Source organism: Paenibacillus sp. A3 (genome assembly GCF_001399685.1).
Classification (GTDB): Bacteria; Bacillota; Bacilli; order Paenibacillales; family NBRC-103111; genus Paenibacillus_G.
Map to the genome: position 1 here is coordinate 17,564 of NZ_JTHN01000078.1, position 14,679 is coordinate 32,242.

Sequence of the window (14,679 nt, forward strand, 5' to 3'; positions counted from 1 at the left end):
CTCAGGGAGACGGTTTTCGTTTGGGCAGCGGCAGGCTGTACGGTTCCGCAAGGCAAGGCATTTGTTCCTTACAGGGCATGGATCCAAGTCACACCCGAAGTTTGAAGGTCGGCTTCCCATTCCTTCGGCATGTTCGCATCGCTGATAATGATGTCGATTTCTTTGAGATCGGCCAGCTTGTAGAACTGTCCCTCGCCGATCTTCGAACGGTCGGTCATGACGATCGATTGCTTGGAATGCTCGATCAGCTTGCGCGCGAGCTGCCCCCGCTCGGCGTCGAAGCTGGTAATTCCGCGGTTCACCATCATGCCGTCGATCGAGATAAACGCCTTGTCCGCATAAAACTGCTCGACCATCCGTTCCGCCATCGAGCCGGACACCCGCGCCTGCGCGGCATTGACCTTGCCCCCGATAAAATAAACGTCGCCGGAGAACAGCTCCTTATTCTTGTAATCGATGAGCAGATACAGCGCCGGGGCGGAGAAGGCCAGCACCGTAATATTTTTCTTATTGAGCAAGAAATGAATCATCTGCTGGGTCGTCGTGCCGTCGTCGATGAAGATCACGTCGTTATCCTCCACCAGAGACGCAGCCGCCCGCCCGATCCGCTTCTTCTCCTCGGCGTACAGCTCTTCCCGCTTCAGGTGCGGCGGCTCTTCCCGCGCCAGGTTGATTTTGACCGCGCCGCCGTAGACCCGCTTCAGCTTGTTCTCCGCCTCCAGCTCCTCCAAATACCGGCGGACCGTCTCCGACGACACCTTCAGCTTCTCTACCAGCTCAAACGTCTTTACTTTTCCTTCCAGGTTGAGCGTGTTCAAAATGAAATCCTTGCGTTCTTCCCCTACCAAAGACATTCGGCGCAACCTCCAGCCCTGCGTATGATACTTGCATTATAGCACCGAGCGCCGCGGCTTACACGATTTTCCGGTCCGCCGCTTTACAACCAGAACCGGTTGCGCCCGATCGCCTCCAGCAGCCGCGCGATATCGTCCGCATGCACATCCCCGATGTTGCCGATGCGGAACGTGTCCGCGGACGAGATTTTGCCCGGGTACAGAACGAAGCCTTCGAGCTTCATCCGCGCGTAAAATTCCGCAAACGAGAACTGCGGATGCGCCGGGTACACAAACGAAGTAATGATCGGCGATTGGCGCGAGGCCGGAAGCAGCGCTTGAAACCCAAGCTCCTCCATCCCCCGCACCAGCAGGCGCTGATTGTTCTCGTACCGCTGCTGCCGCTTCGCGATGCCTCCCTCGTCCTCCAGCTCCAGAAGCGCTTCGTGGAACGCGTGCACGACATGGGTCGGCGAGGTGAACCGCCACTTGCCCTGCTGCCGCTCCATCGTCTCCCATTGATCGTACAGATCGAGCGAGAGCGACCGGGCGCGTCCGGCGCAGGCAGTCAGCTCCTCCGTCTTCGCGATGACGAAGCCGAAGCCGGGGACGCCTTGGATACACTTGTTGCTGCTGCTGATCAAAAAATCGATGCCGAGCGCCGCCACGTCGATGGCGATGCCGCCGAAGCTGCTCATCGCATCGGCGATCAGCGTCTTGCCGTGCTTCTTCGCCGTCCGGGCGACGTCCTCCAGCGGATTGCGCATCCCGGTCGTCGTCTCCGTATGAACGACCGCCACGTGCGTAATGTCCGGCTGCGCGGCCAAAACGGCTTCCAAGGCGGCTGCGTCCGCAGGCGTCGTCTCACCGAGCGCGATCCGGACGGTCGGGATGCCCAGCCGCTCCGCCATTTGCGCGATCCGCTCGCCGTAGGCTCCATTAATGAGGACCGCCAGCTTGCCGTCCGCAGGGATAGCCGAGCCGATCACCGATTCCACGACGAATGTGCCGCTTCCCTGCATCAGTACGGCCGTATACCGGTCCGTCTCCGTTGTCGCCAGCCGGACCAGCCTGCCGCGAATGTCCTGTACCAAGTCGTTGTATTCGCGGTCCCACGTGCACCAGTCCTTCAGCATGGCCGCCTTCACCCGCTTCGTCGTGGACAAAGGTCCCGGCGTCAGCAGCAAATATGGATTATCCGGCATCGCCGGAATGGTCATCGTTTCTGTCATGAGAGTTCATCCTTTCAATGCGGCTGCTGTGGAGCATGGGGATTCCCCTGCCGCCAAGCGCCGGTTAATGTCTGCAATGACCGGGTCCAATGCACCGATGGAGTCAATGACGTAGTGCGCGCCCTCCGACCGGTAGCGCCGCCCGATCTCTTCGAGCTTCTGCTGCAGATCGGCGGGATCGCATGCGTTTACTTCCGCCTCGCTCATGCCGAGCTCGCTGCTGCCCTTCAGAATGCCGACCGTCCAGGTTCCGGCGTTCAGACCTTCCCGAATATCGCTGATCGTATCTCCGATTTTAACGATATGCTTCATCGGATAAATACCAAGCCGAATTGCGTTCTCGTAGATCATCCATGGATACGGTCGGCCCGCAGGCATTTCGTCCGGCGTTACCAGCCCGTCCGGCGCATAGCCCTGCTTCTTCGCCTCGGCGGCGACGATCTCCATCATCTCCGTCGTATATCCCGTGGTTGAGCCGACCTTGATCCCCTGCGATCTCAGCCGCGCCACCAGTTCGATCGCTCCCGGAATCGGGGTCGCATACTGCTTCAGGATGCCGAACAGCATCAGCTCGAAATCCGCGTACAGCGCATCGACATCGGCTTCCTCCGGCGCCCGGCCGAAGGCCGCCTTCCACTGCTCCGCCACGCTGTCCAGGCGGCAAAGCTCGCGGAGATGGTCCCGCTTCAGCATCCCCATCGGCCCGCGCGCTTCCTCGGCCGTCAGCGCAATGCCCCGCTTCGCGAACACTTCCACGAATACCGCCACCGGCGCGAAGCAACCGTAATCCACAGCGGTTCCCGCCCAATCCAAAATGACTCCTTGTACCGTCATATCTTGATTCCTCCCGTATTATTTGTGCATTTGCCAAGCTTCCGTCCGCCGCCTCACGCCCCGCAAAATCAGCTCGTAAAGCAGCCGGATGGCGATATTCGTTCCCAGGATCAGCACCGACATAGCCGCCGCGGCCGCCGTGTCGCCCGCATCGTCCATATGGACGATAGAAACCGCCGCCAGCTTAAAGTCCGGCGAAGTCAGGAAGACGAGCGCCGACACCGTTACCATAGAGTTGACGAAGAAGTACATCGCCATCTCGATAATAGCCGGCAGCGACAGCGGCACCGTCACCTTGAGGAACGTCCGGTAGAACGGCACTCGCATCGACTCCGCCACCAGCTCGAACTCCTTGTCTTGCTTCTTCAGCGTCGTCATTGCCGTGATGAAGGGCACCGAGAAAAAGTGAACGACATTTGCCAACACCAGAATGGCTACGGTGCCGTACATCGGGTGCAGCGGGTTGTCCGGCGCGTTGAAGAAGAAAATGTATGCCAGCCCGATGACCATGCCGGGCAGCGACAGCGGCAGGATGGCCAAGAAATAGCCGAGCTGCCGGGCGCTTCGCAGCATCCGCGTTTTTTCGATCAAGTACGCCGTGACGAACGCAAATAGCGTGCCCAGAACTGCCGTCAGCAGCGAGAGAACCAAGCTGTTCCAGAACGGCTCGAACCCGGCCGCCGCCTTCGCGGAGAAATCAAAATGCTTGAGCGACAGCGTCAGGTTGTAAGGCCATACGTTCACCAAGGAAGCATAAACGATTGTCAGCAGCGGAATGAGAATTCCGATGGACATCAGGGTGCAGAACAGCGTGAACAGCGTGTCCCGCAGTCGGCCGCTCGCAATGCGGTATGGCGTCGATTTGGACGTGATCAGCGCATTTTGCCTGCGCTGCACGAGCCGGTCCACCACGAACGCGACAACCGCCGGGATCGTCAGCAGAATGCCGACCGCCGCGCCCATGGACATGTTTTGCTGGCCGATCACCTGCTTGTAAATATCCGTCGCGAGCACATTGAACTTCCCGCCGATGACCTGCGGCGCTCCGAAATCGGTGAAGCACGCGGTGAAGCATACAAAGATAGCGCTGATCAGCCCGAACTTCACCGACGGCAGCGTCACCGTGAGCAGCCGTTTGAGCCTTCCCGCGCCGAGCGTCTCCGCCGCCTCGTACAGCCGGTAGTCGGTGACGGCCAGCGACGCTGCGAGAATGAGAAACGCCTGCGGGAACAAGTAGATGACCTCCGCCATGATGATGCCGACCGGGCCGTACAGCTCGATTTTAAACCCGGGCACCAGTCCGAACAGTCCATTCGTTGCAAGACCTTGGTTGCCGAACAAATACGTCAGCGCGATGCCGTGCATCATCGTAGGTGCGAACAACGGCACAAGCGCGATCGTTTTGAAGAATCCCTTGCCCCGGATCGCCGTCCGGATGACCCCGTACGCGTAGAAGAACGCCAGCGTGACGGCGATGCCCGTCGAAACGACCGAGACGTAGATCGTATTCGTTAGCGACTGGGACAGCGCCGGCGTCGAGAAGTAACGCACAAAGTTAGCCAGCCCGACGAAAGCTCCTTCACGGTCCAGGAACGCCTTGGCGAACAAGACGCCCAGAGGAAACAAAACGGACGTGAGCAGCAGCAGGACGACGATGACGACAAGCGACATCTGCCAGAGCTCCGCGCCCCCCGCTTTCGGGCTGAGCGCCCGGGTTCGTGCAGTCCACATGATGAAATCTCCTTCGCTTGGATTCAATGGGCCAAAGCTTCCGCCTGGAACGATAGCAGCTTCTCCGCGGGCACATTCAGCAGGACGCGGGCATCTTTGGCCAACGGCAGCTCGCGGGAGGCTTGGGCGGGAACGTCCACCGTTACCAGCTCGCCCGCTCCGGAGTGAAGCATTTGGAGATTCACCCGGTAGAACGGACCGCGGAATTCGACGTTACGGATGACGGCCGGGATGCCTTCGCCCGCATCGCCCGCTCTGACCTCGATATGCTCCGGCCGGACAGCGATCGCCCGCTTGCCTTCCCGTCCTACTTGCCATACCCCGTCTTCCAAGAAGTTGATCGCCCCGACAAAATCGGCGACGAACGGAGAGTTCGGGCGGTCGTACACGTCCTGCGGCGTTCCGGTCTGAACGACCTCCGCATTGTTCATGACGACGATCCGGTCGGCCATCGTCAGCGCCTCTTCCTGATCGTGCGTCACCATGATGGTCGTAATGCCGAGCTTGGTCTGCAGCTCGCGGATTTCCTGCCGCAGCTTCACGCGCACCTTCGCATCCAAAGCCGACAACGGCTCGTCCAGCAGCAGCATGTCCGGCGACAGTACGATGGCGCGGGCCAAAGCGATGCGCTGCTGCTGGCCGCCCGATAGCTGGGACGGATAGCGCTGCATAACATGCTCCAGATCGATCAGCGCGAACGCTTCACGCACCTTGAAGTCGATATCTTTCTTGGACCATTTCTTGTTCTGCAGCCCGTAAGCAACGTTCTGGTAAGCCGTCAGATTCGGGAACAAGGCGTACGACTGGAAGACCATGCCGAAGTTCCGTTTTGCAGGCGGCAGAGCGGTGATATCCTTCCCGTCTACGGCAATCCGTCCTTCGGTCGGACTTTCGAGACCCGCGATCAAGCGCAGCAGCGTCGTTTTGCCGCAGCCGCTCGGCCCGAGCAGGCAGACGAATTCGTTTTTGTACATATCGAGATTGACCTGTTTCAACGCCGTGAACGAACCGAATGATTTGGACAACTGTCGGATCGATAAATACGGTTGCATAAGAGCCTCCTTCAGACCGGCCCGCAGGAGACCGGCTTGCTTGCTTTCAATTCAAGTATAGGCCGGTTTTGTTAACGGAGTATCAAACGCAAGTAAAGATTATGTTATTTGTTTCTTTTTGTTGTGTTTATGTTGTTTTCATAAGAGAAGTTGGCAAAAAAAGCGCAGAACCTGCGGCTCCGCGCTTTCATTTGGTTGCGATTTGTTCGTTTGCGTATTATTATTTCTTGGCTTCGCTCTTGTTGTCGTAGCGTTTGCTCCACTCGTTCAAGACGCTTTCGCGGTTTTTGGCCGCTTCGTTCAAATCGTTCTTAATCAGCTGCTTGACCGGATCTTTGTCGTAGCCTTCCGGAATTTGGTTCCCATCGCTCTTCACCGCCAAAATCGCAAAGTTTTTGCCGTATTCCTTCATGGCGTCGTCGCTGATGGCCCAATCGAGGAAATCTTTGGCCGCCTGCTTGACGGTCTTCTTCTTCAGCAGCGCATTGGCTTCCACATCCCAGCCGGAGCCTTCCTTCGGAAACACGACCTCGACCGGAGCGCCCGTATTCTTCTCTTGGATCCCGCGGTAGCCGAAGGAGATCCCGATCGGATATTCGCCCGTTCCGGCCATCTTCGCCGGTTTGGAGCCGGAATGCACATACATTGCGATGTTGTCGTGAAGCTTGTCCATGTACGCCCACGCTTTGTCCTTGCCTTCCAACTGCACGAGTCCCGATACGGTCAGGAAGCCGGTTCCGGAGGAGGCAGGATTCGACATCGTAATCAAGCCCTTGTACTCCGGCTTAATCAAATCGGCATAGCTTTGCGGAACCGGCAAGCCGCGCTTCTCCATCTCTTTCTTGTTCACGATAAACGCCGTTTCCCAGGCGTCGATCCCGACCCAGCGCGTCGGGTTGTTCTTATCCTTGAAGTCCGGTTGTACTCGGTCGACACCCTTCGGCGAGTACCCTTCGAGCATCCCCTTCTGATCCAGCACGAGCAGGCTCGTTGCGGCAAGCCCCCACACGACGTCGGCTTGCGGGTTATCCTTCTCGGCGATCAGCTTCGCCGTAATGATGCCCGTCGAATCGCGAACGATGTTCAGCTTCACGTCAGGGTACTTCGCTTTATACGTCTCCAGATATTTTTTGATCTGATCGTCTTCCAGCGCGGTATAAACCGTGAGCTCTTTGCTTTTCGTATCGATGCCCGCATCGGCGCCGGCGCTTCCGGTATTGCCCGCTCCCGCAGCTTGCCCCTTTGGCGCGGGCTCCGTTTTTCCGCAAGCGGCCAGCAGCATGGAAATCGCCAGCATAAGGATCATCATAAGCGATAAAGACTTTTTCACGTCATGTTCTCTCCTTTAATTGGATATGACACCTTGGGCTTGGCCCGTTATCCTAACTATAAGAGAGTTTTGTAAAATACATATTAAATGCACGTTAAGTTATTGTGTTGTTATTCTTTTAATTGTTTTTAGTTTTGTTTTATATTAAAAATCAGAGCTTTTCTGTCCGTCGCCCCGATAGGCTCCCGTGCATATGGTAGTAGCATACTTGCGACTCTTCTGCGAAGGAGCTGCTCCCCATGCCATACCGCATTATCGTCGATTTGTCGCAGCGGATGCTTCATCTGCTGGAAGGCGACCGCGTGATCCATTCATACCCGGTCGCGATCGGCAAAGTGCTGACGCAGTCGCCCGTTGGCGAATACAAGATTGTGAACAAGGTACCGAATCCGGGCGGACCTTTCGGCGCATTCTGGATGGGGCTGTCGCGCCCGCATTACGGCATCCACGGCACGAATAACCCGGCGTCCATCGGCCACGCCGTCTCCAAAGGCTGCATCCGCATGTACAATGAAGACGTGCTGGCGCTTTCCCGCCTGGTCCGCCTCGGCACGCGGGTCACGATCCGTCCTTAGCTTCCGTAGACGGCAGGAGCTTCCGCGCCCGTTCCAGCCCGCGCTCCCTGTGCCGGTTTACATCGCGGAATTCTCCTCGCTGGTCAACCCGGCACCCGGCCGTGTCTTGAACCGGGACAAGGAATGCATAAGCTCTTCCGCCATCTTGCTGAGCGATTCGGCCAACGCGGAAATGTCCTTCATCGTTTCATATTGACTTTGAGCGGAGGCGGAAATCCCGGCGGAATGCTGAACATGGATCTGATGATTCGTCACGACATCCGCCATGGAAGCCGCTACTTGCTCGGTGCCTGCAGCCATCTGTTGAGCGGTTGCGGTCACGTCCTGAATCTGAACGGCGATCGCCTGAAAAGTACCCGTAATGTTGTTAAACACGACGCTGACGGAATCGATCACCTCCGAGCCCTGCTCTACATCTTTAACGCCTTTCTGCATCGTTTGCGTCGCTTTTTGGGCGGAAAGCTGAATATCTTTTACCAATTGCGATATTCCTTGCGCCGACAGCGCGGATTGCTCGGCCAGCTTTTTGACTTCGCCCGCGACAACGGCAAATCCCCTGCCGTGCTCACCGGCCCGCGCCGCTTCGATCGAAGCGTTCAACGAAAGCAGCTGCGTTTGGTTGGAAATATCGGCGATCACGTTGATAATGTCCGTGATCTTCTGCGAATACTCGTACAGCTGCTGCATATCGTGCGCCGTTTGGCCTACCGATTCGCGAATCGACTTCATTTGGCTGACCGCATCCTGAATGGCCCGGTGCCCTTCCTTGATTTCCTGCATCGACCCATCCGATACTTCCGCAACGATGCTGGACGATTCGGCTACCCTCTGCACCCCGATCGCCATTTCCTCCATCGCCCGCGAGGTTTCTACGGCGCTGTTCAACTGACTTTCGCCGCCGTCGGTCATTTCTTTCACCGCCGCTCTGATATGATCGGAGGCTCTGACCGATTCGAGGGAGGAAGCCGTAAGCTGCTCCGAAGCGGCGGCCATTTGCTCGGAAGCCAAGTGGAACCGGTTGATCATCACGGAGAACGCATCCAGCATCCGGTTGAGATTGTCGGCCACCTGCCCGACCTCGTCCTGACTATCCACCGCCAGCGTCGGAGTCAAATCGCCATGCGAGATTTGCTTGATCGTTTCGGACATTTTCGGGATGGTACGCAGCATGTAACGAAGCAGGAAATAAACGGCCAAGATCAGCACGAGCGTCGAACCCGCGAAATACAAAATTGTCGTCCAGACAAACGACCGCAAGCCTGCCAGCGCTTCGGCTTCCGGCATGACGCTGACGACCTTCCAGCCGGTCAACGCTACGGTGGAATATCCGAAATACGCGACCGTCCCCTTGTCGTCTTTTCCAAACATTAAGCCTGCGTCGTTCTTGTCCAACTGCGCGGCCAATCCGCCGAGATCGCCGGTCATCTCGCCAAGCTTCCGCTTCATGACGTATTCTTGGTTCGGATGATACATCATCGTGCCGTTATTATCGAGCAGGAAGGTATACCCGCTCTGTCCGAGCTTGTACGACTCCATAATTTGCGGAAGCGTATCCAAAAACAAATCGACGGCGACAAAACCGATCAACGCTCCCCCGTCCCTTACCGGGTGCAGAATACTGACGACCAGTTTGCCGCTCTGCGCATCGAGATACGGGTCGGTATAGGCCATATCCTTCGCCTTGGACGCCGCCGCGTACCAGGGCCGCTGCTTCACGTCATAGTCCGGCTTGGACAACGCGCCGCCGCTGCCGACATAGAAGCCCCCTTTGTCGCTGGCAATCCATGTAAACGCTATCGTTTTATCCGTTGCGGAGATTTCGTTCAAGGTCGTGTCTACACTTTTATACAGAGGGCCGCTTTGCGCATGATCGCGGGCCTGCACGGTTTTTAAATAGTTGACGATTTCCTGGTTGGTGGCCATTTGGCGGACCAGCGTTCCCTTTTCCTTGAACAGGGCGCCTGCCTGGTCGGCTATCGCTCCGCTCTTGGTGGCCAGATTCGTTTCGATTTCGTTCTGCAGCAAACGGCTGGTATGAGAATAAATCAGATAGCCTGTAAGGCATGAGGAGAGGATAATGACGGCAAGCATCGCAATAGCCAGCTTTGTGGAAATGCTTTTCCTGATGTGTGTGGCAGAAATCCATTGGTGTATGATATTCATGTTGTCGACGACCTCTTTCGGAGTCTTATGTAGTTTCCACTAACGCAACCTTCAGCTATGTTGTCACATGGTCGTCTCGAACTTGGCCCTCCGTCCCGGCATGGCCGAGTTGTCTTTCACCGCCTTATGTCCCCCGATTATCGCTTGGATGTATTCATTAAAACACAATTCGACTAATTTCGACAATAACCCAATTTGAAAACCAATGCGTATTTTTAAGCCGGTTCCTCTCTTGACTCTCCCTGATTTCTGCATGCCCATAAAATGAGGTATACTGGCTAACAGAATGAAACATTGAACATAAGGTCAGGTGAGCGGGCTTGCTGCGGATATGCGCCGTTACTCACGATGCGGTTTTACTTACCGATATTGGACTGGACAGGCTGGACGATCCCGACATCGACTGGTATTGGGTCGACTTCAATCAACCGACGGAGCAGGAAGCGAAGCTGCTGGAAAGCCATTTTCGTTTCCACCCGCTCGCGATTGAGGACTGCTACCATTTGCTGCAGCGGCCGAAAGTGGACCATTACGAAACCGTTCATTTTTTCGTGCTGCATGCGCTCAATCCTCAAAAGCTGTCGGCGCAGGAGGTGGATATGTTTCTGGGCAGCCGCTTCCTGGTGACGTTTCACTTCGGACAACAGCCGGAGCTCGACGAAGCATGGCAGCGCGTGCAGGAGCAGCCTTCCTGCCGGGAGAAAGGACATCTGTATGCCGCCTATCTGGTGATGGACAAGCTGGTGGATGAATATTTTCCGGCGGTGTACGAGCTGGAGGACCAACTGCTCGCAATTGAGGCCGGAAGCCGCAAACGGTCGGTGCAGCAAATGATGGACGATATTTTCGAAATTCGCGGCCGGCTGCTGAAATTACGGCGGACGATCGTGCCGATGCGCGACCTGCTGTACCGGGTCGTGAACTCGGAGCGGATCGAGGGGGTCAAGGAGCATCTGTTTTATTTTACCGACGTATACGACCACCTGCTCAAGCTGGCGGAGATGATCGAATCGAACCGGGACATGACCGCGGACATGCGCGACAGCTACATCTCCATGAACTCCAACCGGATGAACACGATCATGAAGACGCTCACGGTTATCACGACCATTTTCATGCCGTTGACGTTTATCGCCGGTATTTACGGGATGAACTTCGATTATATGCCCGAGCTGAAGTGGCATGCCGGGTACTTCTTCGTGCTCGGCGTCATGTTCGGCATCGGGGCTGGGATGTTCTGGTGGTTCAAGCGAAAGGGCTGGTTCGACTGAACCGGCGAGCCGTGCTATACTTTCTGAAGAGCTTATTGTAATTGAAAGGCTCTGTTTCGTTATAAAGGAGAGCGGTTTTCGATGATCATCCAGTTCATTCGTTATCGTTAATGTAAGGTGCAGAACAGGCAGCCCCCCCTTTTTTTCGAGCTATGGGACGGGTTTCTTTGTGCTGTGCCTTTTTCATTCAACGAAAACGAATGAACGAGGTGTTTTTTGGTGTTGAAAAAAATCGATGCGGCCGCCCGATTGATCGGCCGGTACAGCTCTCTGTTTCAATGTCCCGTCTGCGGGCTTGCCATGGAAATGAACGAAAACCGGACGTTGCTTTGCCGGAATCGGCACGGTTTTGATACCGCGAAGCCCGGCTATATTTCATTATTGACGAAAGCCGTCAAAAGCGATTATGGAAAAGCAATGTTCGAAGCCCGGAATCTCGTGTGCCGAAGCGGCTTCTTTCGTCCTCTGATCGAGCGGATCGGGTGGACGATCCTTACGAATATAAGCGGGGGCGGCTTGGAGCCGATCACCGTGTTGGATGCCGGATGCGGCGAGGGTTCTCAGTTAGCGCAGCTTGCAGACGTATGGAAGCGCGGAACGCCTGAGGGGTTCCTCGGGGCCGGGCTCGATCTGTCCAAGGAAGGCCTCGCGATCGCTGCGCGAGAGCATGCGGGTTTCATCTGGTGCGTGGGCGATCTGGCGCGGAGCCCTTTTCGGGACCAGTCGTTCGATGTCATCCTGAACGTATTATCCGCTTCGAATTATGGGGAATTCAGCCGCTTGCTGCGCAAGGACGGCATGTTGATCAAGGTCATTCCGGGCAGCGGGCATTTGCGGCAGCTGCGGGACGCCTTGTACGACCGTTCGCCCAAGCAAACTTATACCAACGACAAGACGAGAGCGCTTTTCATGCGCCATTTCGACATCTTGGATGAACAGCAGCTGCGATACGACGTCACTTTGCAAGAGGAGCTGCTTGAACCTCTGGTCCGGATGACGCCGCTGTCGTGGGGCGCCCGGGACGAGCAGATTCAGCAGGCGCTGCGGCTGGGGATCCGGGAGGTTACCGCGGATTTCACCGTGCTGGTCGGGCGCGCAAAAGTCCGGTAACCCGGTTAAGTCATGGATATAGAGGACACCTCCGCTGCGGTTGTGAAGCAGGCGGAGGTGTTTTTTAGCTATACGGAAAAACTTGGCTCGCCCATTTTCAGCTTGCATTCAGGTTCATGTCATGATTTCTTCATCTTTGTCTGCCATAATGCTTTAAAAAGCAGGCAACTTGTGCAAGAAAGGCTGGACGGAATGGAGCGGAAACACAATTTCTTTTATATTCAAGCGGCCCGCGGCGTTGCCGTTCTGCTGGTCATGCTGTTTCACGCTTCGCAAACGGGGCAGCATTATTTTGGATACAATTATCTCGGGATCAGCGAAATGGGACGCTCGGGAGCCTATACGTTTTTTTTCGCTTTGACCGGTTATTTAATGTTCACGCTGTATCGCGAACAATTCGGAAGGACGGAGCTGTTCGGAACGTTTTTGCTCAAACGGTTCTATCGCATTTATCCGTTATACTGGCTCATCATGGCTGCCGTCGTCCCGATCTATTTTTTGGTGCCGTCGTTCGGCTTCGGATATGAGCGCAATCCCGGGGTCATTTTCAAATCGATGCTGCTGTGGCCGCAGGCTCAGGCGCCGATTCTGGGCGTCGCTTGGTCGCTGACGTACGTCGTGTGGTTTTATCTGATGTTCTCCCTGGTGTTTCTCTTGAAAGAAAAAACAGTCGCCGCGATTTATTCGGGGTGGCTGACGATCATTACCCTCAACGCCATCGGGTGGATTCAGGTGAAATCCGGGCTGCTGGAGCAATTTTTGTTTAGCGAGGCACACTTGGAGTTTTTCGCCGGAATGCTCGTCGCCTATCTCGTCCGCAAGCGTTCGCTCGGCCGCAGCCTATGGTGGATTGCAGGGGGCGGAGCCGTCTACGCGATTCTCTGGGTACTGCGGTACGAGCAAGCCGGTCTGCGATATACGGATCTGCTGCATACGTTCGGATCGGCGTTGGTGCTGGTCGGGGTAACGACGTGGAAAGGTCCGGCGTACCGCTGGCTGAAACCGCTCGCGCTATGCGGGAACGCCTCCTATTCGATCCTGCTCGCCAGTCTGCCGATGATGTCGGTCACCTTCAAGCTGGCGCGGGCCGCGCATGCGGTGGAGCGGATCGGGCCGGCGCTCACAGTCACGCTTTGCTTCCTGTCGGGATTGCTCCTGTGCCTTGCCGTGTACCGCTGGATCGAAAGACCGCTGAACGCGTTGACCAAAAAAGCCGTGCAAGCACGGAGCCGCCGCAAAGCCCAGGAAGTCTATTCGCGCGCCACGTAGATTCGAAAAGCCGTATTCCATAAGAGGAGGGGAACCCCTGCTTGCGGAATACGGCTTTTTAGGTTGTTGCAGACACGTATGAAACGGCTCCCGGCGGCGGCCCAGTTTATTCCAATGCATGGTCTGCCGGAGTATATCCGCCCGACCATGCTTTTCGCGATGTCCAGTCCGCCGCTTCATTCTGCCAGAACGGGCGGTCCGCCGAAAGCCCGAGCGGCAGAAAAACGGTGGCGCACAAGTACAAGCTGCCGGTGGAAATGTACGGCTCTCCGATTTCCGGCTGATGCCCGCAGAAGCCGATCGTCAGCCAGCCGCCCGCATCGAACGTGCCCGGCGCTTCGATCATGCGGCGCATAATAGCGGTCAGCGCACAGCGCACTTGGGCCGGCGCGACATCGTCGGGCAGCTGCTCGCGCAGCGCCATCTGGGCCAGCAGTTGGAACGCGCCGAAGCGGTAAGCAAGCGAACGTCCGACGACGGGAAACGTTCCTTCCGGCGAAATGGACCGTTCCTGCACGGCGGCGTAACGCACCGCCCTCCGCTGGATGCGCTCCCGCAGTTCCGCCCATTCGGCATAGCGGTCGCCGACCGTCTCCAGAAGATCGAGCAGCATCGGCTGAATGACGAAGCTGTTGTAGTAGTCCGCATGGTAATGAGGCCCGTCGCCGTACATGCCGTCGCCGAGATACCACTGCTCATGCTGCTTCAGCGCATAATCGATCCGCATCGGGTCCCACGTGTCATCGCCGATGACGCAGAGCGCCGCTTCGATCATGGCCGCGAACAGCAGCCAGTTGTTAAACCACGGCTTCCGGGAACGGGTCGCCCTCAGCGCTTCCTTCACGTTCGACTTGACGCGGTCGTCGAGCCCGCTCCACAACGACGTAGGCGCCCGCAAAATCGCATGGGCCAGAAAGGCCGCATCGACGATCGGCTGGTAGCCCTCGGAGAAGTTCATCCGGTCCGGCGACTGCGGATCGGTCGCCGCATCCATCGCCAGCTGCGCCAGCCGGACGTACTCGCCGCGCAGCTCCCCTTCCGCTCCCGTCCTCGGGCCATGCTCCAGCCACGGCGCGATGCCTGCGAGCAGCCGGCCGTACGCCTCCAGATACGTGTACAGCTCCCGGTCGTCCAGCTTCGCCTCCACCGGCATCCGCTCTTTCAGCTTGCGCTGCGACAGCGCTTCGAGCACCGGCTTCGCGATGCGCTGCATCGTCTGCAGCCAGTAGTCTCGGTCATCGGCATGAGTCGTCACGTTCGATCTTCCTCTCGTTTGATG

The 14,679-nt window shown here is 57.0% G+C and carries 12 protein-coding genes; 4 read left to right on the forward strand and 8 right to left on the reverse strand.

Annotated elements, in window-relative coordinates; all coding sequences use genetic code 11:
* Window positions 1-68: 68 nt before the first annotated feature.
* From QJ48_RS11450 to QJ48_RS11475, 6 genes are all read right to left on the reverse strand, one after another.
* Window positions 69-854, reverse strand: coding sequence for a DeoR/GlpR family DNA-binding transcription regulator (locus QJ48_RS11450; RefSeq protein WP_054973732.1), 786 nt, complete (start codon window positions 852-854; stop codon window positions 69-71).
* Between the two features lie 83 nt (window positions 855-937).
* The gene (gene phnW / locus QJ48_RS11455) at window positions 938-2,038 is read right to left on the reverse strand and encodes a 2-aminoethylphosphonate--pyruvate transaminase (protein ID WP_202813831.1); all 1,101 of its coding nucleotides are present in this window, start codon (window positions 2,036-2,038) and stop codon (window positions 938-940) included.
* A 33-nt stretch (window positions 2,039-2,071) separates the two neighbouring features.
* Window positions 2,072-2,899, reverse strand: a complete 828-nt coding sequence (gene phnX / locus QJ48_RS11460; RefSeq protein ID WP_054973733.1) for a phosphonoacetaldehyde hydrolase — start codon at window positions 2,897-2,899, stop codon at window positions 2,072-2,074.
* A gap of 18 nt (window positions 2,900-2,917) precedes the next feature.
* A complete protein-coding gene (locus QJ48_RS11465; protein WP_054973734.1) occupies window positions 2,918-4,630 on the reverse strand; it encodes a putative 2-aminoethylphosphonate ABC transporter permease subunit in 1,713 nt (570 codons plus the stop codon).
* A 23-nt stretch (window positions 4,631-4,653) separates the two neighbouring features.
* Window positions 4,654-5,682, reverse strand: a complete 1,029-nt coding sequence (locus tag QJ48_RS11470; protein ID WP_054973735.1) for a putative 2-aminoethylphosphonate ABC transporter ATP-binding protein — start codon at window positions 5,680-5,682, stop codon at window positions 4,654-4,656.
* Window positions 5,683-5,902: 220 nt separating this feature from the next.
* Window positions 5,903-6,991, reverse strand: a complete 1,089-nt coding sequence (locus QJ48_RS11475; protein WP_157261601.1) for a putative 2-aminoethylphosphonate ABC transporter substrate-binding protein — start codon at window positions 6,989-6,991, stop codon at window positions 5,903-5,905.
* Between the two features lie 260 nt (window positions 6,992-7,251).
* On the opposite strand from QJ48_RS11475, the gene QJ48_RS11480 reads away from it, so the two are divergent.
* The gene (locus QJ48_RS11480; RefSeq protein WP_054973737.1) at window positions 7,252-7,587 is read left to right on the forward strand and encodes a L,D-transpeptidase; all 336 of its coding nucleotides are present in this window, start codon (window positions 7,252-7,254) and stop codon (window positions 7,585-7,587) included.
* A gap of 57 nt (window positions 7,588-7,644) precedes the next feature.
* Here the strand turns inward: QJ48_RS11480 and QJ48_RS11485 are convergent, their stop codons facing one another.
* Window positions 7,645-9,750 carry a methyl-accepting chemotaxis protein gene (locus QJ48_RS11485; protein ID WP_054973738.1) on the reverse strand — a complete coding sequence of 702 codons (2,106 nt, stop codon included), beginning with the start codon at window positions 9,748-9,750 and terminating at the stop codon, window positions 7,645-7,647.
* A gap of 320 nt (window positions 9,751-10,070) precedes the next feature.
* On the opposite strand from QJ48_RS11485, the gene corA reads away from it, so the two are divergent.
* From corA to QJ48_RS11500, 3 genes are all read left to right on the forward strand, one after another.
* The gene (gene corA, locus QJ48_RS11490) at window positions 10,071-11,021 is read left to right on the forward strand and encodes a magnesium/cobalt transporter CorA (protein ID WP_054973739.1); all 951 of its coding nucleotides are present in this window, start codon (window positions 10,071-10,073) and stop codon (window positions 11,019-11,021) included.
* A 219-nt stretch (window positions 11,022-11,240) separates the two neighbouring features.
* Window positions 11,241-12,131 carry a putative RNA methyltransferase gene (locus tag QJ48_RS11495; RefSeq protein ID WP_063858071.1) on the forward strand — a complete coding sequence of 297 codons (891 nt, stop codon included), beginning with the start codon at window positions 11,241-11,243 and terminating at the stop codon, window positions 12,129-12,131.
* Between the two features lie 171 nt (window positions 12,132-12,302).
* On the forward strand, window positions 12,303-13,400 hold the full coding sequence (locus QJ48_RS11500) for an acyltransferase (protein ID WP_054973741.1): 1,098 nt from the start codon (window positions 12,303-12,305) through the stop codon (window positions 13,398-13,400).
* A 106-nt stretch (window positions 13,401-13,506) separates the two neighbouring features.
* On the opposite strand, the gene QJ48_RS11505 is transcribed toward QJ48_RS11500, so the two are convergent.
* On the reverse strand, window positions 13,507-14,655 hold the full coding sequence (locus tag QJ48_RS11505) for a DUF2264 domain-containing protein (protein ID WP_272948121.1): 1,149 nt from the start codon (window positions 14,653-14,655) through the stop codon (window positions 13,507-13,509).
* Window positions 14,656-14,679 lie beyond the last annotated feature (24 nt).

Excerpts from the sequence above, each read along its gene's own strand:
- QJ48_RS11480 (WP_054973737.1), top strand. The coding sequence starts at position 7,252 with ATGCCATACCGCATTATCGTCGATTTGTCGCAGCGGATGCTTCATCTG.
- QJ48_RS11475 (WP_157261601.1), bottom strand. The coding sequence starts at position 6,991 with ATGATGATCCTTATGCTGGCGATTTCCATGCTGCTGGCCGCTTGCGGA.
- QJ48_RS11450 (WP_054973732.1), bottom strand. The coding sequence starts at position 854 with ATGTCTTTGGTAGGGGAAGAACGCAAGGATTTCATTTTGAACACGCTC.
- QJ48_RS11485 (WP_054973738.1), bottom strand. The coding sequence starts at position 9,750 with ATGAATATCATACACCAATGGATTTCTGCCACACACATCAGGAAAAGC.
- phnW (WP_202813831.1), bottom strand. The coding sequence starts at position 2,038 with ATGCCGGATAATCCATATTTGCTGCTGACGCCGGGACCTTTGTCCACG.
- QJ48_RS11470 (WP_054973735.1), bottom strand. The coding sequence starts at position 5,682 with ATGCAACCGTATTTATCGATCCGACAGTTGTCCAAATCATTCGGTTCG.
- phnX (WP_054973733.1), bottom strand. The coding sequence starts at position 2,899 with ATGACGGTACAAGGAGTCATTTTGGATTGGGCGGGAACCGCTGTGGAT.
- QJ48_RS11465 (WP_054973734.1), bottom strand. The coding sequence starts at position 4,630 with ATGTGGACTGCACGAACCCGGGCGCTCAGCCCGAAAGCGGGGGGCGCG.